The sequence below is a fragment of the Ammoniphilus sp. YIM 78166 genome (assembly GCF_004522215.1).
GTDB lineage: Bacteria > Bacillota > Bacilli > Aneurinibacillales > RAOX-1 > YIM-78166.
Genome location: NZ_SDLR01000005.1, coordinates 271,221 through 294,952 on the forward strand (window position 1 = coordinate 271,221; position 23,732 = coordinate 294,952).

Annotated in this window: 21 protein-coding genes and 1 pseudogene; 7 read left to right on the forward strand and 15 right to left on the reverse strand. The window is 44.4% G+C overall.

The annotated features are described in order from the left end of the window. Positions 1 to 29 precede the first annotated feature (29 nt). The 5 genes from EIZ58_RS22520 to EIZ58_RS22540 all read right to left on the reverse strand — a co-directional run bounded on the left by EIZ58_RS22520 (position 30) and on the right by EIZ58_RS22540 (position 6,753). Complete coding sequence (locus tag EIZ58_RS22520; protein ID WP_134703166.1) at positions 30 to 1,022, reverse strand: agmatinase family protein; 993 nt, start codon at positions 1,020 to 1,022, stop codon at positions 30 to 32. Next, a complete protein-coding gene (hutI, locus tag EIZ58_RS22525; RefSeq protein ID WP_134703167.1) occupies positions 997 to 2,298 on the reverse strand; it encodes an imidazolonepropionase in 1,302 nt (433 codons plus the stop codon). The genes EIZ58_RS22520 and hutI overlap by 26 nt, the downstream gene beginning before the upstream one ends. A gap of 13 nt (positions 2,299 to 2,311) precedes the next feature. Next, positions 2,312 to 3,979, reverse strand: a complete 1,668-nt coding sequence (gene hutU, locus EIZ58_RS22530; RefSeq protein ID WP_134703168.1) for a urocanate hydratase — start codon at positions 3,977 to 3,979, stop codon at positions 2,312 to 2,314. A 155-nt stretch (positions 3,980 to 4,134) separates the two neighbouring features. Further along, positions 4,135 to 5,331 (reverse strand): helix-turn-helix domain-containing protein, encoded by a 1,197-nt coding sequence (locus EIZ58_RS22535; protein WP_134703169.1) that lies wholly within the window; start codon positions 5,329 to 5,331, stop codon positions 4,135 to 4,137. Positions 5,332 to 5,418: 87 nt separating this feature from the next. After that, positions 5,419 to 6,753, reverse strand: coding sequence for a YjiH family protein (locus EIZ58_RS22540; RefSeq protein ID WP_134703170.1), 1,335 nt, complete (start codon positions 6,751 to 6,753; stop codon positions 5,419 to 5,421). Between the two features lie 377 nt (positions 6,754 to 7,130). On the opposite strand from EIZ58_RS22540, the gene EIZ58_RS22545 reads away from it, so the two are divergent. The 4 genes from EIZ58_RS22545 to EIZ58_RS22560 all read left to right on the forward strand — a co-directional run bounded on the left by EIZ58_RS22545 (position 7,131) and on the right by EIZ58_RS22560 (position 9,418). After that, positions 7,131 to 7,637 carry a DUF3189 family protein gene (locus EIZ58_RS22545; protein WP_134703171.1) on the forward strand — a complete coding sequence of 169 codons (507 nt, stop codon included), beginning with the start codon at positions 7,131 to 7,133 and terminating at the stop codon, positions 7,635 to 7,637. A 134-nt stretch (positions 7,638 to 7,771) separates the two neighbouring features. Continuing rightward, a complete protein-coding gene (locus EIZ58_RS22550; RefSeq protein ID WP_134703630.1) occupies positions 7,772 to 8,146 on the forward strand; it encodes a ferritin-like domain-containing protein in 375 nt (124 codons plus the stop codon). Between the two features lie 247 nt (positions 8,147 to 8,393). Continuing rightward, on the forward strand, positions 8,394 to 8,951 hold the full coding sequence (locus EIZ58_RS22555; RefSeq protein WP_134703172.1) for a DUF421 domain-containing protein: 558 nt from the start codon (positions 8,394 to 8,396) through the stop codon (positions 8,949 to 8,951). Between the two features lie 281 nt (positions 8,952 to 9,232). Next, positions 9,233 to 9,418: a hypothetical protein gene (locus EIZ58_RS22560; RefSeq protein ID WP_134703173.1), complete on the forward strand. Its 186-nt coding sequence runs from the start codon at positions 9,233 to 9,235 to the stop codon at positions 9,416 to 9,418. Between the two features lie 182 nt (positions 9,419 to 9,600). On the opposite strand, the pseudogene EIZ58_RS22565 reads toward EIZ58_RS22560, so the two are convergent. Continuing rightward, a pseudogene (locus tag EIZ58_RS22565) lies at positions 9,601 to 9,861 on the reverse strand (hypothetical protein); the annotation flags it as partial. A gap of 172 nt (positions 9,862 to 10,033) precedes the next feature. Here EIZ58_RS22565 and EIZ58_RS22570 point away from each other — a divergent pair. Next, positions 10,034 to 11,308 (forward strand): Gfo/Idh/MocA family protein, encoded by a 1,275-nt coding sequence (locus EIZ58_RS22570; RefSeq protein WP_134703174.1) that lies wholly within the window; start codon positions 10,034 to 10,036, stop codon positions 11,306 to 11,308. Between the two features lie 304 nt (positions 11,309 to 11,612). Here EIZ58_RS22570 and EIZ58_RS22575 read toward each other — a convergent pair whose 3' ends face one another. The 4 genes from EIZ58_RS22575 to hrpB form a co-directional block, all read right to left on the reverse strand. Further along, on the reverse strand, positions 11,613 to 12,776 hold the full coding sequence (locus EIZ58_RS22575) for a sensor histidine kinase (RefSeq protein ID WP_134703175.1): 1,164 nt from the start codon (positions 12,774 to 12,776) through the stop codon (positions 11,613 to 11,615). A 198-nt stretch (positions 12,777 to 12,974) separates the two neighbouring features. Beyond that, positions 12,975 to 13,736: a MerR family transcriptional regulator gene (locus EIZ58_RS22580; protein ID WP_134703176.1), complete on the reverse strand. Its 762-nt coding sequence runs from the start codon at positions 13,734 to 13,736 to the stop codon at positions 12,975 to 12,977. Between the two features lie 133 nt (positions 13,737 to 13,869). Beyond that, complete coding sequence (locus EIZ58_RS34920; RefSeq protein ID WP_255438373.1) at positions 13,870 to 14,004, reverse strand: hypothetical protein; 135 nt, start codon at positions 14,002 to 14,004, stop codon at positions 13,870 to 13,872. Between the two features lie 584 nt (positions 14,005 to 14,588). Further along, positions 14,589 to 17,078: an ATP-dependent helicase HrpB gene (gene hrpB, locus EIZ58_RS22585; RefSeq protein WP_134703177.1), complete on the reverse strand. Its 2,490-nt coding sequence runs from the start codon at positions 17,076 to 17,078 to the stop codon at positions 14,589 to 14,591. 190 nt (positions 17,079 to 17,268) lie between these two features. On the opposite strand from hrpB, the gene EIZ58_RS22590 reads away from it, so the two are divergent. Continuing rightward, on the forward strand, positions 17,269 to 17,958 hold the full coding sequence (locus tag EIZ58_RS22590; protein ID WP_134703178.1) for a 2OG-Fe(II) oxygenase: 690 nt from the start codon (positions 17,269 to 17,271) through the stop codon (positions 17,956 to 17,958). Positions 17,959 to 18,018: 60 nt separating this feature from the next. On the opposite strand, the gene EIZ58_RS22595 is transcribed toward EIZ58_RS22590, so the two are convergent. From EIZ58_RS22595 to EIZ58_RS22615, 5 genes are all read right to left on the reverse strand, one after another. After that, a complete protein-coding gene (locus EIZ58_RS22595; RefSeq protein ID WP_134703179.1) occupies positions 18,019 to 18,351 on the reverse strand; it encodes an NAD(P)/FAD-dependent oxidoreductase in 333 nt (110 codons plus the stop codon). A gap of 631 nt (positions 18,352 to 18,982) precedes the next feature. Further along, the gene (locus tag EIZ58_RS22600) at positions 18,983 to 19,579 is read right to left on the reverse strand and encodes a GNAT family N-acetyltransferase (protein WP_134703180.1); all 597 of its coding nucleotides are present in this window, start codon (positions 19,577 to 19,579) and stop codon (positions 18,983 to 18,985) included. An 89-nt stretch (positions 19,580 to 19,668) separates the two neighbouring features. Beyond that, positions 19,669 to 19,878: a DUF6904 family protein gene (locus tag EIZ58_RS22605; RefSeq protein ID WP_167577856.1), complete on the reverse strand. Its 210-nt coding sequence runs from the start codon at positions 19,876 to 19,878 to the stop codon at positions 19,669 to 19,671. Between the two features lie 3 nt (positions 19,879 to 19,881). Beyond that, positions 19,882 to 20,634, reverse strand: a complete 753-nt coding sequence (locus tag EIZ58_RS22610) for an NERD domain-containing protein (protein WP_167577890.1) — start codon at positions 20,632 to 20,634, stop codon at positions 19,882 to 19,884. Between the two features lie 362 nt (positions 20,635 to 20,996). Further along, positions 20,997 to 22,211: an MFS transporter gene (locus EIZ58_RS22615; RefSeq protein WP_240689323.1), complete on the reverse strand. Its 1,215-nt coding sequence runs from the start codon at positions 22,209 to 22,211 to the stop codon at positions 20,997 to 20,999. 176 nt (positions 22,212 to 22,387) lie between these two features. Here EIZ58_RS22615 and EIZ58_RS22620 point away from each other — a divergent pair, with 176 nt between their 5' ends. Continuing rightward, positions 22,388 to 23,245 (forward strand): alpha/beta hydrolase, encoded by an 858-nt coding sequence (locus EIZ58_RS22620; protein WP_240689390.1) that lies wholly within the window; start codon positions 22,388 to 22,390, stop codon positions 23,243 to 23,245. Positions 23,246 to 23,732 lie beyond the last annotated feature (487 nt).

The following is a 23,732-nucleotide window of genomic DNA, read 5'->3' on the forward strand; positions in this document are numbered from 1 at the left end:
ATTTGACCCTAATATTCCACTTTATGGTTTTAATAACCTTTCCTTTGTACAAATCCTGTTAAAAACGTGAGCATGACATGAACCCCTGCTTTTACAGTGGTCAGCGCCACATCACGAAAAGGATCTAGGCAAACAATATCCATGGCCTGAACCCGAGGATGCCTTCCCGCCAGATAAACCGCTTCAAACAATTCATCCGTCCGCATGCCGCCCGGTGTTCCCGCTGGCACTCCAGGCGCATAGGCAATATCCAGTACATCCATATCAACGGTCAAATAAATGACATCGACTTTAGCCGCCAGTTGATCTAATGCCGTTTGAATCGTGGAAGAAATCCCTTTCTCTCTTGCTTGACGCAAGGTTACATAATTTACGCCCGCTTGATCTGCGTATTCCTTCAAGGATTTCGCATTGTAGAATCCATGTAAACCTATATTATAAACATCCTCCCCCAGGATGGTGCCACTTTCAATTAGATTCCGGATCGGCGTCCCATTGCTGGGTCCATTATCCTCGAGACTGCGCAAATCAAAATGCGTATCAAGCTGCAAGATGCCGATTCGCTGTTCCGCATGGGCCATTTTCCAGCCTTTCACCAGCATGGCTGTAATGGAATGATCTCCCCCTAACATGATCGGAAGTGCGTGAGCATGGTGTTGGCGCATGGAAACCATGGCTTCAGTAATCCGCTGGTGCGAAAGGGAAATATCCGTTACATGCATACGCACATCCCCCAGATCCAACACATGCAGTGGGGTTAAATCAACGTCATATTCCAAATGGTAAGGATGAAAGGATTTCCAGGCCTGGCGCATCGCCTCTGGGTTTTCGCTCGCAGCAGACGCACTGATGGAAGAACGGGAAAGGGGAATCCCAAGAATCGTCACATCCACGGAGCCAAAATCAACGGTTGGCTCTTCACCGGTGAGCGTTCTTATCCATTCGTTCACCTTGGGCTCGTTTCCTTCTGCACGGGACCAGCGGAAAAGAGGCGGTTTAAGCTGAGGATACGGATAAGTCATCAGTTAATCTCCCTTTCTCCACCACAATCTGTCCGGCTTTTATCACGGTCTCCACCAGGTTCACGGCATAGTGGTATTGCATATACGCATAGTTTGGCGCATCAAACACGACTAAGTCTGCCACTTTCCCTTTTTCCAAGCTTCCTACACGATGGGCTTGCTTAATCGCATGCGCTGCATTAATTGTTGTCGCGACTACAACTTCGGCTGGGGTCATCCCCATCGTTTGGCATCCCAAATTCATCATGAACGGCAAATTTTCCGTAGGAGAAGATCCAGGGTTTCGGTCTGTAGATAGGGCCACGGCCACACCGGCATCGATCATTTTGCGTCCGTTGGCTGCTTCTGCCTTTAAAAAGAACGCCGTTCCTGGGAGCAGAACAGCAACCACTCCTTTTTCCGCCATTTGCCGGATCCCTTCGTCCGATGCCCGAAGAAGATGGTCCGCTGATACCGCCCCTAATCTAGCTGCCAACTCCGCTCCTTGATAGGGTTCAATTTCATCCGCATGAATTTTGGGAAGCAATCCATGCTCCATCCCCGCTCGCAGGATTCTCTCCGATTGCTCCGGTGTAAACACTCCGTGTTCGCAGAAGACATCATTAAATTGAGCCAGACCGCTTTTCGCCACTTCCGGAATCATTTCGTTTACTACGATGTCTACAAAACGATCCGGGTCCTGTTTATATTCAGCAGGTACAGCATGCGCCCCCATAAACGTAGAAACGATATCGATCGGATGGCTTTCATGCAAACGCTTGGCTACCCGCAGTTGCTTCATTTCATGCTCCAGGGTCAAGCCATACCCGCTCTTCGCTTCAAGCGTCGTTACCCCGTATTGTAAAAAGCGATTCAAACGCTTGTACGACAGCTCATATAATTCCTCTTCACTAGCCGCTTGCGTGGCACGGGTGGAGTTGTGAATCCCCCCGCCCGCGTTCATAATCTCCATATAGGATTTTCCGGCTAAACGCATTTCGTACTCCTGTTCCCGGCTTCCGCCAAACACAAGGTGCGTGTGGGCATCAATGAGTCCAGGGGTTACGACCCTCCCTGTGGCATCGATAACATGGGCTTCATGAAGGCGATCCCGGTAAAAAGCGGTTACACTTTCGTCGGTATCCACCATCTGGATGAAGCCGTCTTCGATCCAGACGGCTCCATCTTCAATGATGTGTAAATCGCTCATCGCTTTCCCTGTTACCGGCTGCTCAGACGTTCCCTGAAGAGTAATGAGTTGGGCAGCGTGACGAAGCAATACCGGTCTTTTATTCATTGTTTTTCCCTCCCTATTTCTTTAGCATGGGAATGTGAATCCCTTTATTTTTCGCTGTCTCGATGGCTAATTCATATCCGGCATCCGCATGTCGAACGACACCCATCCCAGGGTCGGTGGTAAGAACGCGCTGTAAGCGTTTCTCCGCCGCTTCCGTACCATCGGCGACAATCACCATACCGCTATGCTGGGAATACCCCATCCCTACTCCGCCTCCGTGGTGAAGCGATACCCAGCTTGCTCCGCCTACAGCATTAATCATGGCATTGAGAATCGGCCAGTCAGACACCGCATCACTTCCGTCTTTCATCGCTTCTGTTTCACGGTTTGGTGATGCGACAGAACCGGAATCTAAGTGGTCGCGACCAATAACAATCGGGGCTTTTAGCTCACCGCTGCGTACCATATCATTGATAATTTTTCCGAATCGGGCGCGCTCTCCATAACCCAACCAGCAAATGCGGGCAGGAAGGCCTTGGAAGGCAATACGCTCCCGGGCCATTTTGATCCAGTTGCAAAGATGCGTATTATAAGCAAACTCTCGCAAAATAACTTCATCTGTCTTATAGATATCCTCCGGGTCACCCGATAGGGCTACCCAACGGAAGGGACCTTTGCCTTCACAGAATTGTGGACGGATAAAAGCAGGAACGAATCCAGGGAAATTAAAGGCATCCTTTACCCCTTCATTGTAAGCGACTTGACGGATATTGTTCCCGTAGTCAAAAGCTACAGCGCCCTTGGCCTGCATCTCCAGCATCGCCTTCACATGAACCGCCATACTTGCTTTCGAACGCTTGACATACTCCTCTGGATTATTCTTGCGCAATTCGGCTCCTTCTTCTAAGCTCATACTGGCAGGCAAGTATCCGTTTAACGGGTCATGCGCCGATGTCTGATCGGTAATAATATCCGGAATAAAGTTGCGCTTGATCATCTCCGGCAAGATGTCGGCTGCATTCCCCAGCAACCCAATGGAAAGTCTTCGTCCTTCTTTCTTCGCCTCTTCCGCACGTACAATCGCTTCGTCTAGCGTTTCTACCAGGATATCTGTATAACGAGTTTCAATCCGCTTTTCAATTCGCGAGCGATCCACGTCAATCCCGATGACCACCCCATCACACATGGTCACGGCAAGCGGCTGCGCGCCACCCATTCCCCCTAAACCAGCTGTAACCGTTATCGTTCCTTTTAAACTTCCTCCAAAATGCTGTCTTGCACACTCCGCAAAGGTTTCATAGGTTCCTTGGACAATTCCTTGACTTCCAATGTAAATCCAGCTTCCCGCGGTCATTTGCCCATACATCATGAGTCCTTTTTTGTCCAGGTCGTGGAAGGTATCCCAGTTTGCCCAAGCAGGAACTAAATTGGAATTGGCAAGGAGTACACGAGGCGCATCCGGATGAGATTTAAATACGGCAACCGGTTTCCCAGATTGAACGAGCATCGTCTCGTCATCTTCAAGATTCTTTAACGTCTCGACGATGGCATCAAAGCTTTCCCAGTTGCGCGCCGCTTTTCCGATTCCGCCATAAACCACCAGTTTTTCCGGCCATTCTGCTACTTCCGGGTCAAGGTTATTCATCAGCATGCGTAAGGCTGCCTCCTGCACCCATCCTTTTGTATTTAATTCTGTACCGCGTGGCGCTCTATAGACTCTTTTATTTTCCGTTGTTGTCATTCGTTTTTGTCACTCCTTTAAGTTTTCTTACCTCCATTCTATAAGCATCTAGGATGAGAAAATAGAAGAGTGACTTTTTAAATCCTGAAGATTTCAGTCTATTGATATCGCTTTTTTATTATGTTTTCACAACAAATCTGGATTTTTATTTTATATTATGGATTTACTTTTACTTCTCGATATTCAGTAGGACTATACTGGGTGTATTTTTTAAACATTCGGCTAAAGTAATTGGCATCCTCAAACCCCACTTGATGGGCAATTTGCTGTACGGTTAACTCCGTTTGTTCTAAGTAAAGACAAGCTTTTTGAACTCGCATTCGATTAACGAAGTCCAACATGCTTATGCCCATCTCTTTCTTAAACAAATGGCTGATATGGTATTTACTCAAACAGCAAAATCGTGCTAATTCATCTAAAGCCATTTTCTTTTCCAGGTTCTCCTTCATATACTGAATCACTTGCCGAATCACGGGCGACACCCCGGCCGATTGGGTTTGTGCAACCTGCTCCGTAAGGCGATAACCGTATTCACACACCTTCTGGGCAAATTTGTCATAACGAATGGTTTGGTATAAATCCTGAATAAAATGAGCGTTTTCTGACAGAATGGTAGCCGGACTTACTCCAGTCTCCAGGGCAAATCTAGACATCCACATTACCAAATCCACTACTTCCGACTTAAACATATCCACATTAAACTTGTAGGCATGGGCCATTCTCTCCATAAGGATTTTCAGCATCGAAACTGTCCCTTCTTCATCACCAATCCGGACTCGTGCCAATAGCTCGGTTTTCTCCTGTTGGCTAAAAGATGTCTGTCTCAGTTCCTCTACGTTCGCTTTCTTCTCAAATTGGAAGATCATCTGCTTTCCCTGGAAAAACCGGTCAACCATAGAACGCTTGGCTTCATCAAAAGAATGGTAAAGCATGTAGGGATCATCGTAATAGGTGCCAATGCCTATGGATACAGGAATATCCACACCGTTCGCTGACCATTGGATATCTCTCGCCATCTTCCAGCACGCTTCCCTCACCTTCTCCTTGGTAAGCGGTTCCGCCGTAATTTCCAGAAGTAATGCAAGGACTCCTTCCGAAACCCATGCCCAAACAAAAGGAATGTTGATGGCCTTGCAAACGGCATCGGCTACAGTATGGCCCACTTCGATGGTCCACGCTAATCCCTTTCCCGCCGATAGCTCAGGATAACGATCAATAGAAACAACCATCACGAGATGAGGGTGTATGGATAGGCCATATACTTCTTGCAGTTTAGAAAATGCAGCCTCGTGTACAACCGTTCCCGAAAGGAGCAAGTGAGAAAATGCGGCTTTCAATGGATCTTGTTTCATTTACGGTTCTCTTCCTCCATCAATAATGTCACATGCATAAAAAGCCATCCATCTGCCCATAGGACAAAAGGAATGGCTTAGCTCAAATTATAGTATAAACATGGCAATGGGGGTAACAAGGATCAAGGTCAAGATCACCCTCTGAATATAGATGACAATCAGTTCCGGTATCGAAATCGGAATTTCCGTTGACAAAATACAAGGGATCGAAGCAGAAAAGAATAAAATAGATGATACCGATACAACGGCAATGATAAATTTCGTCGCTAACGGGGCACTCGCTACCAACAGGGCCGGAAGAAACATTTCGGCAATGCCAACGGACAATGCTTTAGCCGCTAATAAGGGTTCGGGTACTTGTAGAATCCAAGTAAAGGGATAAAAGATATAGCCTAACCAATCAAACACAGGCGTAAATTTTGCCAAGACAAGGCCGATTAGTCCAACGGACATAATGGAAGGCAGAATTCCCATCGTCATGACAAAGCCGTCTTTTAAATTTCTCAGGATGTTGGGTCCTAATCCAGGTGCATGCTGAGCTGCCTTCATCCCTTCTTCCCAAGCCGTCTGTAATAAAGGACCTTTCGTTTCCGGATCCGGGTCCCCTGTTTCTGTAAAGTAATCCTCACTCTTTCGGCTTAGAGGTCGAATTCGGACGGTGATGGCTGTGACGATAAACGTAATGACTAATGTCGTCCAGAAATATAAATTCCATAGATCCATAATATCCAAGGTCTTCGCCACGATAATCATAAAGGTGGCTGAAACGGTTGAAAATCCGGTTGCAATAATGCAAGCTTCCTTAACGGTATATTTCCCTTCTTTAAATACTCGGTTCGTAATCAATAAACCAATCGAGTAGCTTCCAACAAAAGAAGCAACAGCATCAATGGCGGATCTCCCAGGTGTTTTCCACAACGGTCTCATGATGGGATTGCAGAATACTCCAATGAATTCCATTAATCCATATCCGACTAATAAAGCCAAGAAAGCAGAGCCAACAGGAACCAATATCCCAACGGGGATCACCAATTTTTCAAAAAGGAAAGGACCTAAATCGGCTTCAAACAACCAGGCGGGACCCACGTGAAAATAAAGCATCAGTCCGACGATAAAGCCCAACGCCTTCAGCACGGTAAACACCGTATTGACGGCACCCTTGTTCCATGTCTTGGTGATAAATGGATAAATACTACCTAGCAGCATGACAAAAAGCGCGTAAATGGGAGCCAAGGTGGGTACTGCAGCCCTGATAGCGGTTACAAGGTGATCTAAGGGAATGGTTGATTTGCCGCCGATGGAAATAGGAATAAAAAACATGAAAATGCCGATGGAACTAAAAAAGAAAAATTTAAAGATACTGCTAAAATTTTTCTCCATCCTTGGTTTAATTTCTCCCGTATGTTGCTGTGGTTGACTCATACAAAACCTCCTCTTATGGTGTTGAACGCTAAAGTCTTATCTTTATTTTAAAAGATCAGAATGCGTTTTCATCTAGTTGAATTTGCGTAAAGATAGCACAATATTGCTACCCGAGGAGGTTTACTGCATGATTCCAATACTGTCTATTTGAACCTTTGGGCGGATGTCAATGCGAGACGAATATTCCTTATGATCAAGTCAGGAGTTTGACTAAACAGTGCTTTGAGATCCTTCATATCCTCTGACAATTTTCCGCTTAGAACACGAGCTAACTTCCTTTCTTATCCAATATTCCTATCATCAGCATGGTTATACTTTCCGATTTTTTTACCAAAATAAGGGTGAATTGTATTTCTATACTCTGGAGGAATAAAATAGTGATCTTTATTTATAATGATTTTGGTGGAACGCACTCGACGGTTTTAGCTGCCTCTTACCACCTGAAAAAGTTGGATGAAACAAGGGAACCTACCAAAGAAGAAATACTGTCTGCACACCATTTTAATAAGCTTAGATACAAGGATCGGGGGAAGTTCTATTTTCATGGGGTGGATGAAGAGGGGAATTCCGTCTATACAATAGGTAGAGGTCGATCTAAAATCCTAATTCCGGGTATAGAAAATTTTATTCGAACGCTTCATGAGGAACAGTTATTACATGAAAAAATCATTTTGTCCAATACGTCCCCTACCGTTCCCCTTCCTATGACCTTTGGGGGGATGTTTTCCCGTTGGTTAAGGGTTGATTTCATTGGGGTACCGCTATTAGTCATGGGGGCAAAACATGCTTACAAAGATATTATCACCCTTGTTCACCATACAAAGATGATCGCAAAAAGCTCCACTTCGCAACTAGTGGTACTTGATAACAAACAACCTAAATAGGATTATGCGGACAATTTACATTTGAGAATCTTGTGAATAGAAATAGACTAAATACAACCATTGGGGAGGAATTTCTTTTGCATTTATATCAAGGATATCGCTTATTACCCGATACAGGTTTGATTCATGATGTAATGAAGGCGATAAATGGAGAATTTAGTGCCATTCACTGTTATGCTGAAATTGCCAGGAATGCAAGTAATCCCTTAGAAAAAAGTCAAATACAAGAAATCCGAAAAGATGAGATTCGTCATTTTCAAGAGTTTTCTCGTATTTACTTTTCTCTTACAGGGAGACAGCCTACCCCTCAAATAACGGAGGCTTGTCCCAAGACTTATAAGGAAGGACTTAGGGCAGCTTTTAAGGATGAACAAGAAACAGTAGATTTCTATTTAGATATTGCCGATAAGACTCAAGACCAGTATATAAAAGAACGGTTCAAAAGAGCAGCGTCAGACGAGCAGAATCATGCCGTTTGGTTTTTGTATTTCCTCTCTAATAATCCTTAATAATCCTGCCGCATACAAAAAAGACAAAGGAACAAGCCGACCATCATTTGATTGTCGGCTTGTTATTCGCGAATACTCTTGTCTGATTTCGACCTTCCTTCTTTGCTAAATAAAGAGCGTTTACGGTCACGTAATCGCATATGATAATACCCCAACATAGTGTGTAATTTGCCCAACATAAGTTTGATCTATGCTCGTTTTGTCAAAGCTATAACAAATAACTCATGTATAGGTGATTTTAAATCATATGAATAGCAATGATATTTTGGATTCGGTAATACTCTTAGTCGTTGGAACGCTTTTGTTAAGGATCGCTGGGAAAAAGTCAATTGCTCAAATGACTCATCTAGAAATCATCATTATCTTAGCCATTGGGACAACAATGGGACACGTGATTAAAGAAAATAAACTATGGCAGATTGTAATCATTTTAAGTGTATACATCTTATTTTTAATCATCGTTCAAAAGCTTCAGTTGAGGTTCCGAAAGTTTGAACAGTATTTTATTGGCCAAGCCACACTCGTGATTCATAATGGAGAAATTATACCAGAAAACCTGAAAAAGCTTAGAATTACAAACGAGCAATTGGAAATGCGCTTAAGACGAAAAGGAATCGCCTACATCTCTGACGTTAAAGTCGGAACGGTAGAATCCAATGGTGATTTTGGGTATGAACTCATGCCCCATGCCCAACCGATTACGAAGCAAGAACTGTACATGATCTTAAATCAACAAGCATCCCAAGTCCCTAAAAATAATAAGTCGGATAATATCTTTGAGAAGGTCGTCGAATACAATAAGTAATGAAACAAGATTTAACCATTCATAAATTGTGTGATGTTTCGTGGTCTACGAGTGTGGCATTCATATTCGTTAAGGAAAAAAAGCCATTCGTACTCATACCATTTCCTATGTTTATACCTCCTGATCCTAGGAAGGAAGACTGTGAACACATCCATTTGACATTTCGAACATGAGAAAACCTTATTTTCGAATTCTAATATGAGGGAACGGGGTATGGGGGATTACCATATGAGGTGTCTGCGGAATTGGTATGGGAGCTGGTGTTCCAAGCGTAAAAGGAATTGGCGGTTGATACGTTTGAGTCCATGATTGATATGGGGCTTGCTGTTGTAATGGGTTTTGCGCTATTGGATTATAAAACGGGGGAACATAATAGCCGAAAGGATATGGATAGTATGGCCAGAAGTATGGAAATTGGCGGGAATATCCCACCGAACTTAGAAACTGTTGTTCGTTATTGCCATTAGTCACTTTTCATCACCCCTAGATTCTTACTTGCGCTTACGCCAAGAAAGGTCTAGCACTTGCCGTTGCAGCACCATTTCTTGCCCTAGTCGAATTAGCAAAATCTATTACTCCTTTTATTAGATAGTGCCAATTTAAATAGTTTCAATAGTAGAGCCCTCCAGTTCATGGAGGGCTTTTCCTCTTAAATTCCCGACCACACATCTTTCACATAATTTCCATTCGCCTCAAGACGTTCCAACCATTTTTCAGCTTCCTGTTCTCCAACTTCACGTACACATTGATACCCTTTCGTCAATTCCTTCTCCACATCAGGCGCCATCTTGCTGCCATCTCCACAAACATAAAGCTTTCCTCCACGTTCGAGGATGTCGATTAACTCGGATGCGTTTTGAGCCATTAAATGTTGTACATACGTTTTTGGTCGGCCTACCCTGCGTGAGAAACAAACTCCTCCCGTCCTGTTGAATCTAAGAATACTTTAAAGTTGTACCTTAATTATCCAACCTAGTATTTTCTGGGCGAGTATCGTTGAATAAACTGGCTCATTGTAATAATATATATCTATATGCGTTATAATAATTAGTTATAAACCTACCAGGTAAGGAGGGGAAAACATGCCAGTACAGGTTGCGATCATAGGTGCCGGTGATCGAGGAAATACCTATAGCCGTTATGCATTGCACTCCCCACATGAGATGGAAGTGGTTGCTGTCGCTGAGCCTAATCCCGTAAGAAGAGAATCCTTTGTCCAAAACTATGATTTAGCCGATGACAAAGTTTTTAGTAGCTGGGAAGACCTCTTGGCCCAACCGAAGTTTTGTGATGCGGTGCTGGTAACCACTCAAGATCAAATGCATTACGGTCCAACCATTCAAGCCTTGCGTCAAGGGTACGCGGTTCTAGTCGAAAAGCCGATGAGCCCGAACGTAGACGAATGCCTGAACTTGATCGATACCGCATTAGAAACAACTCAGCAGCTTATGCTTGGTTATGTGCTGCGGTTTACACCTTTTATTCAGAAAATAAAGCAATTGCTGAACGATAATATCATTGGGGATATTCGCCATATTTCATTAGATGTGAATGTAGCTTATTGGCATTTTGCTCATAGCTTTGTCCGTGGAAATTGGAGACGCAGCGATTTGGCAAGCCCTATGATCCTGGCAAAATGCTGTCATGACTTTGATATACTCCTGCATCTAATCAATCAGCGCTGTACCCAGATCTCCTCCTTTGGCAGCCTCGTTCATTTCAAGCAGGATAAGGCCCCCCCAGGATCCACTGAGCACTGCTTAAGCGGGTGCCAAATAGAGGAAAGCTGTCCCTATTCAGCAAAAAGCCTGTACCTGGGAGAAAACATAGGGTGGCCCGTTTCAACGATCACTCAAGACTTGTCTTTAGAAGGAAGACGGAAGGCATTGAAGGAAGGTCCCTACGGGCGATGTGTGTACCGATGTGACAATGATGTTGTGGATCATCAAACCGTTCTCTTTCAATTTGAAAAAGGAGCCACGGCTACATTGACCATGAGCGCCTTCACGAAGAACTTAACCCGAATGATACGGATCTTAGGATCTGAAGGGGAAATATCAGGAGAGATGGAAAAAAACGAGATTCATGTCACTAGATTTGGAGAACTAACAGAACGCATAGGCGTTAACCCTGCATCGTTTGGACTGCATGCGGGCGGGGACTTTGGCTTAATTCAGGCCTTCGTCAAGCAAGTAAGAGAACAAGCGCGTACCGAGTTGCAGGACTTCGAGAACATCTTTATGAGTCATCAGCTGGCGGCTCTGGCCGAGGAATCCAGAATCACCGGTAAGACGATGGAAGTAAACAGCAGAACAGGAGCCCCATATAACTGGCTCCTAACTTTTGGTCCTCGATAGCGTAGAAAATACCCCTTCCGGGGTATTTTAAAAGACAAACATCAAAAAAGTTAACTGGTGGTAGACACCTAATAAAAACAAAGATGGATAAATGGAAACACTCCACCTATTCATTAAAAAGGAAGAAAATTTCTTCTTATAGATGGAAATAAGCCAGCTATTAACTTTAGAATCCTATTTTATAGGCTATATTCGTGGTTTTAGTTGTCAATTTTCCACTTATTTTTCCTTTTTATCTCCCATTTTTTTGAATAGATGGACTTTCTACCACTATTAAAAGCCCTCGTTATCTACAAACGAAAATTCAGGCCAATTCCTTATTAGATGCGGAAAGTCCACAATTTTTAACAAAAGATAGTGTAAATACGGTTTCCCCGTTACAGGAAGTAAAATCTAAATCCCCTATATTTTTCTCCATAATTTGTTTACAGATTGCTAATCCAAGTCCTGTTCCGTTTTTCTTACTGGTTACGAAAGGTTCAAAAATGGATTCTTTCAGTTCTTCAGGTATGCCAGGTCCATTATCAGAAACACTTATGTAAAACTTGTCGAGATCTTCCCAGCTTCGAACGATAATTTTTTTCTGGTGATCTACGGTACTCAGAGCATCCATGCTATTATTGATTACATTAGATAATACCTGCTGAATCGCAACTTTTTGAACAATAATCTTCGAATCACTTTCATTAATTCGCACAACTTCAACATTTTCATTCACAGCCCGCGGTTGTATGAGCCTCAACACTTGTTCCATGAGATCCCTCATAGAACATTCTATATAAGGTTCTTCGGTTCCGCTATTTTTGGAGAAACTTAGAAACGATGTAATTTGCCCATACAATCCTTCAAATTCTCTTTCTATCACATCAATATAAGTACGCATTTTGGAATGAGAACTACAAGATAAACAAGTCAAATCATTCTTTATCAATTTGAGAAATCCTTCAATAGCAAAAAGAGGATTCTTAATCTCATGAGCCATGGATGCTGCCATTTTGCCTAACAGACTCAAGCGGTCATTATGCAACTCCTCAATCTTCTTTTGCTTTTGGTGAATCACTTGTTGAGCATAATCCCAGTACAACCTGGAGATAATCCTTTGAACTTCATCAATTCTTTTGTGCATAATCGGGGTGATTCTCCATGCCTCATCTTGAGAGATCATCTTGTCATTGTGATAGGACCAAATGGTTTCTAATAGTGCTTCTCTCCACATATGGCTACTGTGAAGCACATGCTCGACAGGAGTACCTCGTTGCGCATGATATTTACACATGATAGGGACGATTTCGAATAGAGGATGTTCTTTTAAAGGTATATGTATATCTACTAATAACCTTATGTTTTTTTTTCCATTCTGGTATAAATCCTGAAGATTATACACTCCAGGGAAATTATCTTCTATTTTTGATAGCCATGCTTGTATTATAGTTTCTTCGTGCTGATTACTAAAGGCTTGGAACCACACTCTTATCCCCTCTCCTCGCTTTAGATGGCATTTTCAACAGTATATCACTTATATAACAACAATAGGTACTTCATACCCCTTTTTTCTAATTCAAGTCTTCCAACGTTAGTTTCTCATATCCATCCCGTTATTTGTAAAACGCAAAGAGGAGCGAAAACATCCGCCCCTCCCCGTCGATTCATCCACATGTATCCTTGACTACTTTGATATACCGGTATAAATGTAGATCGCGTCCCTTAAAAATTCTGTCATACCGGCTTGCTTCTCATAGTAAGCCTTAAACCGTTCATCATCTACATACATTTGAGCAAGATGCGCATGCGCTTCCTTACTGTATTCACTCCAGTAATGCGTTAGCCACTTCTTATGCAACTCCGCTGTTTTTTGTGCAAGGTTGCTGGCTGGATCGCCATGGGCAAAAGCTTCAGCAAGTGTCGATACGATATCAACCGCTAGACGGTTCACTTCTTCATACTCTTCTTTCGTCATGTTCTTCAATTTATCAGTAGATTGCTTAACGACATCCTCACCATATTTCGCACGTATTTCTTTCCCGTACTTCCTCTCGTTGTCATCAATCAACTGCTGCTTAAATCCTTCAAACTTCTCTTCATCCTTCATGATTATTCTCCCTTCCATAGAAGCCATTGTTTTTTCCACATTGGCAATCAATACATCTAACTGCTTTCTTTTGTCGAGGAGCTGTTGATGGTGTTCCCTTAGTGCCTGAGCTTCGTCATAAGAAGGGGAGTTAATTATTTCTTTTATCCTATCAAGACTAACGCCTAATTCTTTATAAAACATGATCTGCTGCAAGCGATCCACTTCCTCCTGACCATAAATCCGATATCCTGATGTGTTTATTCTTGCCGGCTTAAGAATCTCAATCTCATCATAATACCGAAGTGTTCTGGCACTAATTCCTGCCAACTGACTCAGCTTCTGTACGGTGTATTCCATCCTTTCACCTCCACACCTTCACTTTACACCTTTACGTATGCGTGAAGGTCAATCCCTTTTTTGTCGCATGGCGGTTGCCCTATATGGATTATGACTTTTGAATCAGTCGTTGTTGATAACCCTGCTTCTCTAACTACAGTTTGTAGCTGTCATGCCCTTTCACTAGCGGATCAATGGCAAATCCTGCTTTCCTCTGGGTTTCTCTATCTCCAAAGTAAAAAGAGACCGACAGTGCACGAACACTACCGGTCACAATAGACGTTTCCATGAAGGGATCGCCTCAGGAAGTAAGAAGAAGACCACAGAGTCGTCAGCTCACTGGGTGGTCTATTTCTGTTTGTTCATAATGAAGAATGGCAATAACGAAAACAACAAATGTTTGCATCATATACTGGCAACCGTTCGATAACAAGAAAATGAGCGAATGGGTCTTTTACTTTTTTGGGACATCGGATGGTTTAGGGTCCATTTTTGCTCGGCTCATGGTCATTCGGATCTTTATATCCCAATTCGGGGTGTTCTCTTTGCTATAAATGCTTATTTTTTCACCATCTCCCAAAATAAGAGACCTATGATAAGACGCGCCGTGCTAATACTCTCGAAGTTTGGGTGGATGATCACGAAAATTTTCATATACTCACAAAGTTAGCCCGGATGCTCACAAATTATGCCTCAATACTCACGTAGCTGGAATGATTCCAGATTTAAGGATCTGTTTGGTCACGAATTCAAACCTTGTGCTCACGATCCTATAGTCATTTCAATTAAGTCGGTGCGATTTTGGTTGAGGCAGCCAGATTCTTACGAAACCTGAACTTTTGCTCTTTAAAAATAATCCGAACGGCGATATCTTCATCCCGGACGCGTCCGGTTTGTCGCTACCGCCTTCGTCGGATCATCGGGCCAATAGTGCTTAGGATAGCGTCCTTTCAGGTCCTTTTTGATCTCGAAGTAGGTGGTTTGCCAAAAGCTGCCTAGGTCTCGGGTTATTTGGACTGGGCGGCGAGCAGGCGATAGCAGATGTAACGTAAGCGGTACTTTGCCGCGCGCAATTCGAGGGGTTTCCTCTTGACCGAACATTTCCTGCAGCCTGACAGCCAATACCGGGGAAGTGGGGTCACTGTAATCCACAGGGATCTTGGAACCGCTGGGAACAGTAAGATGTGACGGAGCACATTCATCCAATTCACGGCGCTGATCCCACGGGAACATACCTTCCAATAAGCTTACGAGGCTCAGGTCTTTTAGATCATTCGCGTTCTTCATCCCGTAAAGATGAGGGCCGAGCCAATCCCGAAGCGTGGCCAGTAGGGCAGCATCCGACAGATCCGGCCACCCCGGAACATGCTGATGCATGAACATCAGCCGATCTTGAAGCTGGCGCGCGTTTTTTGTCCAAGGCAGCAGGTTTAAGCCCTCCTTGCCTATCCCCTCCAGGATAGCCGATAAACACTCCTCCGGATCCGGATGGACAAGCGGAATCTCCTTCAGAATAAGCGCACCCAGTCTCTCCCGACTTCGGGCGCGTACGGCCTGAACCCCCCGATCCCAGTATACAAGCGATTCTTTCTGAATTTCGTCCCCAAAATATAACCTAAGATCATCCAACGACACGGGTGAAGCCAACAAGATGCGGCTGTCTGTTCCTTGGTCATCGAGTTCCGCTGCCGCGAGGAAGGGGCTGTTCGAAAGCTTCTGCGCTTGCAACAATACGGCTCCCCTGCCGTTGCGAAGAAGGTAGCTTCCTGCCCCCCTTTGCTGGGCAATACGGTCGGGATAGGCGAAAGCAAGAAGAACTCCGCATGCTTCCGCAGATTGTTCTCCACCCTCATGGATCCCAAAATACCGCTTCCAGGTATCGACTTCCCCCAGGATCCGTTTAGCCATCGTCAGATCTCCCGGCTCTCCCTTTCCCACCCGAAGAGCCCTTCTCGCTTCATGTAGCGCTTCTAGCCTTAAACGAAAGTCCGCATCCGAGACGCCTCGCAAAAGATCACGCTCGTTCAGAAGCCCGGCGACCTCGCAAGCCAAACCTCCTAGTCCTACGGGTATAGCCTTTAGAATCATATGAGCCAACCGCGGATGAAGACCAGACTCCGCTAAGGACCTTCCATGGGCGGTCAACCTTCCGTCCTCCTCCAATGCACCAAGATGCATCAGTAATTCGCGGGCTTTTGACAAAGCGGCTTGGGGAGGCGGATTCATCCAGGCCAGCTCCGCAGGGTCATAAACTCCCCAGGCTGCTAATTCAAGCGCCAGTTGTGACAGATCAGACTGCAAAATCTCGGGGTTGGCAGAAAACGCAAGCTGCCTGTCCTCCTCTTCCGTCCAGAGGCGGTAGCAGGTCCCCGGTCCCAACCGTCCGGCTCTCCCTCTCCGCTGATCTGCCGATGATCGTGTGACTTGTATCGTCTCCAGCCTCGTCATACCGGTACGCGGGTAAAACCTCGGGACACGGATCAAGCCGCTATCGATGACAACTTCTACACCTTCCACCGTTAGGCTGGTCTCCGCAATCGAGGTAGCCAGAACCACCTTTCGCTCCCCCCTGCGACTAGGAGCAATCGCTTCATCCTGCTCTTTCTGAGGCAGATTTCCATATAACGGTGCAATCCGAATGTTTTTTCCCCACTCCTGCTCCCTCAAGCGGGCTTCCACTCTTCGGATTTCCCCTGCTCCTGGTAAAAAAACAAGAATATCCCCTTGGCAACTTTCCAGAGCTTCTCCAATTTTTTGTGCCACTACTGGCTCCAGCGGACCTTTAATTCTACGATCCAGAAAATGCGTGTTAACCGGGAAGCTACGGCCTTCGCTGATGATGACCGGCGCATCCTTTAGCAGCTTGGCCACAGGTTCGGCTTCCAGTGTTGCCGACATCACAAGGATCCTCAGATCTTCGCGCAGTACCGCCTGGGATTGCAGACAGAACGCCAGACCCAGATCCGCTTGCAAGCTTCGCTCGTGATATTCGTCAAAAATTACCGCTCCGACCTCCTCTAAAGCCGGGTCTGCCTGCAGCATCCGAGTCAGAACGCCTTCAGTAATAACTTCAATCCTGGTCCTGGCACTAACCCGGGTGTCCAGCCTGACTCGATACCCTACCGTTTCTCCTACTTGTTCCCCAAGCAGCATTGCCATATAAGTAGCAGCGGATCTAGCCGCCAGACGGCGCGGTTCCAGCATCAGAATCCGCCTTCCCTGCAGCCACGGTTCTTCCAGAAGTGCCAGCGGAACCTGCGTCGTTTTCCCCGCTCCCGGTGCTGCAATAAGGACGGCGTTAACACCAGAATGAAGCACTTTTTTCAATTCCGGCAGAACCTCTACGATCGGCAGCTTTGACATGTTTATCACTCCATTCTTCTACCCGGTCCAATCTATGAAGATATTATATCAGATGAGCTCCCGAGACGCGTACCGCAAGCCAACGATAGTATGATATTTTCTCAAATAGGTCTATTTATTTTTTAATTTTCATAATAGTAAAATATATCGAGTCGAAGATAATCAACCTTTTTCAAGGAGCAGATGAGAGATGTCACTGAATGAGTCGACAATAAATGAGTTAACGATTCATGATCTAACCAGCAATAACATAACAACAAGGGAACCTACTATTTTTAATCATAGTGGAAATAAAATTCAAACAGAGGATAGACAAATTAACATTATAGCCAAGCTAGAAGAACCCCTTATTGTTATTTTAGGTAATGTATTAAGTGAGGAAGAATGCGATGCTCTCATCGAGTTGTCAAGACACAAAATGGAGCGTTCAAGAATTGGGGCTGTCCGTGAGGTGAATGATTTAAGAACAAGTAGCGGTCTGTTTTTAGAAGGAGACGAAAACGAACTTGTTGCTAGAGTCGAAAGAAGGATGTCTCAGATTATGAATATACCAATAGAACATGGTGAAGGTCTTCACATCTTGAATTATAAAATCGGACAAGAGTATAAGGCTCATTTTGATTTTTTCTCTAATAAATCCGTCAGCAACCCCCGAATTAGCACGCTGGTAATGTATCTGAACGATCCCCTCGACGGCGGCGAGACCTTTTTCCCCAAGCTGAACTTTTCGGTTTATCCGCAAAAAGGGATGGCAGTATATTTTGAGTACTTCTATCATGACCCTACTTTAAATGAACGAACTTTACACGGCAGCGCACCAGTGATCACGGGGGAAAAATGGGCGGCTTCTCAATGGATGAGAAGGCAAAGATTAAAATAATAAAACAAGAAAAGGACACATCATGGGAAGTGTCCTTTCTTGCATTCCTATTCTTTTTACCTACCTAATGCACGTTTTAAAGCAGCTGCTGATTGTTCCACGGCTTTCATCCCTTGCATCCGCAGCCGGCATATTTCCTAGTACGGAAGGACTTTCATGTCCCGTACTCATAAATAGGTTCGGGAATCCTACTGACGCTAATCCAAGACAGGTTCGGTTCGCCGCCCCATTTTTCCACTTTTCCTTTAAAGACACAATCGGCGCTTTCTTTTCATCTACTAAACTGACATTATCACAGTTATACGTTTCAAAGTAGTCCGTATCAATAATCGCTCGCCTAGTACCATAATAATGGTCAGGCATCAGCTTATCGGCTGTTTCGGGATCCTTCACAATCTCCCGAATTTTGGAGCGTACAAAATCCGAAACGAGTTTATTTCCTTCTTCGTTCGTGAGAAGGTCATTATAGGCAACTTTCGCAATAAATGTGATCGACTAAATACCGCTTGACCCTGTTCCAATTACATTTACTTTTTATAAAATCGGTTCATTTGGGATCGATTTTTTTTATTGAGCTCTTGATTACATGGGTTCCTTGAACCGCATAGGGCTGATCTTTACTAAAAAGTGCTTATTTTTTCATTATCCATCCAATTAGTGGCAGGATAATAAGCCGAGCCATGCTGAGTCTCACAGAGTTAGAGTGGATGCTCACGAATTTTTTCATATCCTCACAAAATTAGGTCCGTTGCTCACATATTGTGCCAAGATACTCATGTTACTGGAATGATTCCAAATTAGAAGTTACTTTTGATCACGAATTTAAGGAGTTTACTTACAATCCGGTAGCCATTTCACTTAAAGAGGTGCGAATCTTGTTGTCGAGTCCTGATTCTCACGAATACCGCACTTTCGCTCACCAACCGGTAATGATTACCAATAGCCAGACCCGCCACAGCTCATTTCATCCCTTCAATCCGTTTCTATGGAACAAGCCCTCCCAAATTCGGAAGGTCTCAACCTGCTATCCTACATGCTTTTTCCAAAATACCATCTTATTGTTGGCTTTTTCCACTTGTCCGTTGGCTTGGACGGTTGGATAGGCAAAATCGGCCGTGATGTCCAATTTTTCATACCCCATATGAAGCCAGAAGTCTTCTGGGGACTTGTAATCCATGGGTCTAAGCGGATGATCCTCTTCCCTGACCACGGCCATGAAGCAAACCTCGGAATATCCTATACTCCGCGCGTATTCTTCCCTCATTTTATAAATGTCTCGGCCTACGCCTTTTTTCCGATATTCCGGCAATAGAATCGTCTCGCCAAAATAATAAAAATCGTTAGAATCCAAACCGATGCTTGCGAGTTGCTCGGTAATGGCTTCACCCAAGAATTTCTCTAAGGGAATACCGGAAGAAATTCCAATGACTTGGTCATCCTCTTTTGCAACAACCAGTAAGGCTTTTTCGTTTTTCGTATAATGTTGAATATAACCTTTTTCGCGCTCAAGGTCTCCCACGTACAGGTATGGAAACTCTCTGAAATCCTTTACCCGAAACAAAGCGAGCTGTTCAATATAGCGTTGTATGTCTTGTCCATGCAGCATTTCTAACGTAATCATGAGTGACTGTCTCCTTTTTTATCCCTATCCTGCCTAATGTTAACTATACGGAAAATAGATCTAGACATCAATCTAAATCATCTGAATCCTCAATTATCCTGCTCCCTCGCCGCAGAGCTATCATCCAACCCATTCTCCACAAATTCCATTTCTCGGTTTCCCATCAGCGCATGGCGAATGTCGTAGCAAACGCCTAGCGCTCTTATGCGAGCCATATCGTATGTCGGGTGTTCTTCCTCTGATCCCACGATTGCATGCAGTGCTCCAATATTCCTCGAGGAAGACATATGTCCCTTCAAACTCTATCTTCTATAAGAATTCATTCCTACTACCTTTCTCTCTTTTACGATATACCGGCATCTGGGATAATTAGAACAGCCGTGGAAATCGCCGAAATTACCCTTTCTTTCTACTAATTCTCCTTCACATCGGGGACAAATAAGCTCGGCCACCTTTAACGTTGTCTCCTTCATTTTCTGGTGGATCGAGTTGACATGTTCTTTTCTTCTTTTTCTATCCGTCTGGTTCGACCCCAAAATGCGTTGGTGGATGGCATGAATCGTTTGGTCTTGTAGCGTTTGGTCCTGATATTTTTGGATGGTTGAAATAAGTTGTGAGGCATAAATTACGGGGGAGGTCGATTCCACCTTGAGATTGGCTTGATTGCCAAATACGATGATCGAATGATAAGGTACCGTAGGAAAATCAGAGAGGAGATCTTGTAATGCTATAATGTGACCCTTGTTTTGCCATACCGGATTAAAAAGTTTCTCCTTTCTTTTATAGATCGTCTGTGTCCAATACTGCTGTTGATCCTTCCCAAAGATCCATCCTTGGTAATTCTTCGTTTCAATCACAAAAATACCGTACGGGGATAAAACAATATGATCAATCTGACTAGTTTTCCCTTCTGAAGTCGAGATCATGATATCGTGCAGGGCAATATATTGACTGGGATCTAGTTTCTTTAGCTTCCTTTGAATCTTCTTCTCCCCGATGTAGCCTATCATTTTTGGATGCTTTAGTAGAAAGTGACTTAGGATAAGAGTAAACAAAAAGACTAATTTAAGGTAAAAAACATCAGTATCCCCCTTTTAGCTAAAATCAAAATCCAAAGCGAAGTAGCCTTTCATTAAGATATGGAAAAGTGGGATGAGAGAGGGAAAGGTTGGGAGGGATGGTGGCAGGTAACCTTCTTTTTGTCAATTAACTTTTACCATTCTCAAATCAAAAACTGAAAGAATAACATCAACTCCTTCCGATCAATTACCAATATTATAACATCTATGCTCAATGCTTTGCCATTCTTAAAAACTCCCCCTTATTAGCATTACCTAGAAAAAGAGAGGCCGGGTCCGAATGCACGTCATACCTAAGAAAGGAGCCCACTAAAAAGTAGGCCCAAATTATTCCAATCCTATCTGTCCCCCACTGCCGTCTTTCTATAGGAGATCATGGTAACGATTAAGAGTACAGTAGCGAGAAAAGTCATGGATGCTCCAACAAAATACATTGTTTCACCGCCCCATTCCTGCATAATCCATCCCCCAACCCCTCCACCGGTGATGCCGGCTAAGCCCATAAAAACAGCGGAAAACAAAGACTGTCCTGTCGAACGCAATTCTTCAGGTATGAGCTTTACAACATACTGGATGGCGGTAATCCAAAAGATAGCGAAGGTAACCATGTGCATTCCTTGCAGCAGAAGAAGAAGCAATGGATCAGAAACCCAGCCCATCAAAGTCCAGCGAACGGTATAGAGGAAGCCGACAAAGGCGAGCAATCCCAACTCGTTATAGTGAGGGATCACGCGACTTACCAAAGCAAAGGCTATTACCTCTCCTATGGCTGCGATCGCCCACGCCCAGCCTACTAGAGCATCCCCTCCTCCGGCAGCTTTTAAATAGAGAGCGAACATCGAATCATTCATGCGGTGAGGAACGGTCAGGACAAAAACTAAACATAGAAACCAAAGGAAGGCAGTATTCCTTCCAATCGCCCGTAATCCAGTCAGAGAGATGCCGCGACCCGAACCAGATTCATTTTTCATAAACAGCAAAAGCAGCATCGGAAGTACCCATATTCCGTAGTACAGCTTTGGAATCACTTCAATACCGAAAACGGAAACGACCATTCCGGCTAGAATCGCTACCCCGCCAAATCCTATAGAACCCCAGAGACGCACTGAGCCATAACTAGCGCCGGTTTTCATCGTCGTTTTGATGACAAGGCTATCCAATAGAGGATTAGACGGAAGAAAGAAAAAGTAAAGCATAACAACAAAGAATAAAGCCAAGGCAAATCCATGGGATAAAAATAATCCTGCACTAGAAAGGATCGTCATACTCCAGAGGAATATAATAATTTTTTTAATCGACTGATAACGATCGCTGAGATATCCCCATACCGGTTGCGAGAACATCGCAACGAACGGTCCAAACATCATTAATAAACCAATTTGCGTTGCATGATAACCTTGATTTGAAAAATACAAAGGTAAAAACACGACCAGGATCGCATTGGTAGCGTAGTAGGAAAACGTGAGTCCGCGTACGGTCCACTCTTCTCTCCTCAAGCTTTTTATGCTTGGATTCCCAATCCCTTGATCCGTCTTTACTGGCATTGAGCCCATCGGTGATGCCTCCTCATGATGACATAAAAATGCCAACTTTCTAACATTATAAACTGTTGAAGAAGGAAGGAAAAGGATAAAGTTTGATCCCACCCCGTTGTCGAACAATCGAAGCAGGATTTCAAAGTATAGATATTGAAGACTAATACATCATCGTATAGGAGGAAACCTGTTTGGTGTATGTAAATCCGTCCCAACACCCCGTTCCTGATCTGCAGTCTTATATTACTCGCGATGGAAGCAAGCTTTACTATCGCTTTTATGAAAATTCCGTTCCAACGCCGACGGCCATCATTCTACTTCATGGAATATCAGAAGACAGCAAATACCTATATACTTTTTCCAAGCAGGTGTCTACAAGCGGACTTGCTCATGTTTTTACGCCAGACCTTCGAGGCTATGGGGCTAAAGCTGTACGACTGGGAGACATCCATTATATCGGCCAGCTTGAGGACGATCTTGCGGATCTTGTTCAGCACATTAAGACTGAGCTTCCCCACGTGACGCGCATGGTGATGGCCGGCCACTCGGCTGGTGGGGGGACAGCCATACGGTTTGCCAGCAGCCGATATGCCGACAGCATTGACTCGTACCTGCTTCTCGCCCCGCACCTCGGTGCAGGGAACCCGACAGAACGACCGGCAGACGAACACAGAAAGCTCCATCTAGGACGGGTAATCCTCCTGAGTTTCCTGCATGCATTTGGCATTAAGCGCTGGCACGGGCTCCCTGCCTTGGAGGTAACCAAACACCCCGAGGAGTTGCATGACGGGATCGTCACGTCGCTCAGCTATCGGCTACTGTTTTCCCGCTCTCCATTAAGTTACAAACGCGCCCTTGCCAAGCTAACAAAACCAACTTTAGTATTGGTGGGTGAAGAGGACGAGGTTTTTTATGCGGATCGTTATGCGAATGTGCTTAGTAGTTATCCAAATACTCAGCTACACCTCGTTCCTGGATGCAACCATGACGGTATACTCACCGATCCGGATACTCTCTTGCATTTCTCCAATTGGCTAAAAACAAAAGAATAGGAAAAAGCACGGGAGACAGCCCACAGTGGCTATCTCCCTTTCCTCATTGCTCTAATGCCATAATTATGAAATTTTCGGCTGCATTTTTTGATTTGGGAAGGCATTTATCTAGCTCTGATCCTGGCCACCGTCTCAATGAAAATCCCCTTTGTCCACGGTTTGGATCCATGTTTTTTCGAGAAATGAAGTGATTTGGGTCTACTTTTTAGAAGTCCATCTAAACTTCGGTTTAGAGCCTTTCATTCCAAGCTGATTTTTTAAGTAATTCCGCTTTTATTTTTCGTCTATACCCTTTTTGGGCCCCGAACACTCTCACTCGTGGGCGGATGCTCACAAAATTTTTGATTTGCTCACGGAAAAGTGGCGTTTGCTCACGAGTTGGTATCGTTTGTTCACGTACCTGTAACCATTCCAGCTAATCTCGGAGGTTTGGTCACGATACTCGGCGAGTTGCTCCCGAACCCGTAATGGATACAAATTAACTCGC

Coding starts and splice junctions, on each gene's coding strand:
- EIZ58_RS22520 (WP_134703166.1), bottom strand. CDS start 1,022: ATGACTTATCCGTATCCTCAGCTTAAACCGCCTCTTTTCCGCTGGTCC.
- hutI (WP_134703167.1), bottom strand. CDS start 2,298: ATGAATAAAAGACCGGTATTGCTTCGTCACGCTGCCCAACTCATTACT.
- hutU (WP_134703168.1), bottom strand. CDS start 3,979: ATGACAACAACGGAAAATAAAAGAGTCTATAGAGCGCCACGCGGTACA.
- EIZ58_RS22535 (WP_134703169.1), bottom strand. CDS start 5,331: ATGAAACAAGATCCATTGAAAGCCGCATTTTCTCACTTGCTCCTTTCG.
- EIZ58_RS22540 (WP_134703170.1), bottom strand. CDS start 6,753: ATGAGTCAACCACAGCAACATACGGGAGAAATTAAACCAAGGATGGAG.
- EIZ58_RS22550 (WP_134703630.1), top strand. CDS start 7,772: ATGAAGGCGATAAATGGAGAATTTAGTGCCATTCACTGTTATGCTGAA.
- EIZ58_RS22555 (WP_134703172.1), top strand. CDS start 8,394: ATGAATAGCAATGATATTTTGGATTCGGTAATACTCTTAGTCGTTGGA.
- EIZ58_RS22570 (WP_134703174.1), top strand. CDS start 10,034: ATGCCAGTACAGGTTGCGATCATAGGTGCCGGTGATCGAGGAAATACC.
- EIZ58_RS22580 (WP_134703176.1), bottom strand. CDS start 13,736: ATGGAATACACCGTACAGAAGCTGAGTCAGTTGGCAGGAATTAGTGCC.
- EIZ58_RS34920 (WP_255438373.1), bottom strand. CDS start 14,004: ATGGAAACGTCTATTGTGACCGGTAGTGTTCGTGCACTGTCGGTCTCT.
- hrpB (WP_134703177.1), bottom strand. CDS start 17,078: ATGTCAAAGCTGCCGATCGTAGAGGTTCTGCCGGAATTGAAAAAAGTG.
- EIZ58_RS22590 (WP_134703178.1), top strand. CDS start 17,269: ATGTCACTGAATGAGTCGACAATAAATGAGTTAACGATTCATGATCTA.
- EIZ58_RS22600 (WP_134703180.1), bottom strand. CDS start 19,579: ATGATTACGTTAGAAATGCTGCATGGACAAGACATACAACGCTATATT.
- EIZ58_RS22615 (WP_240689323.1), bottom strand. CDS start 22,211: ATGGGCTCAATGCCAGTAAAGACGGATCAAGGGATTGGGAATCCAAGC.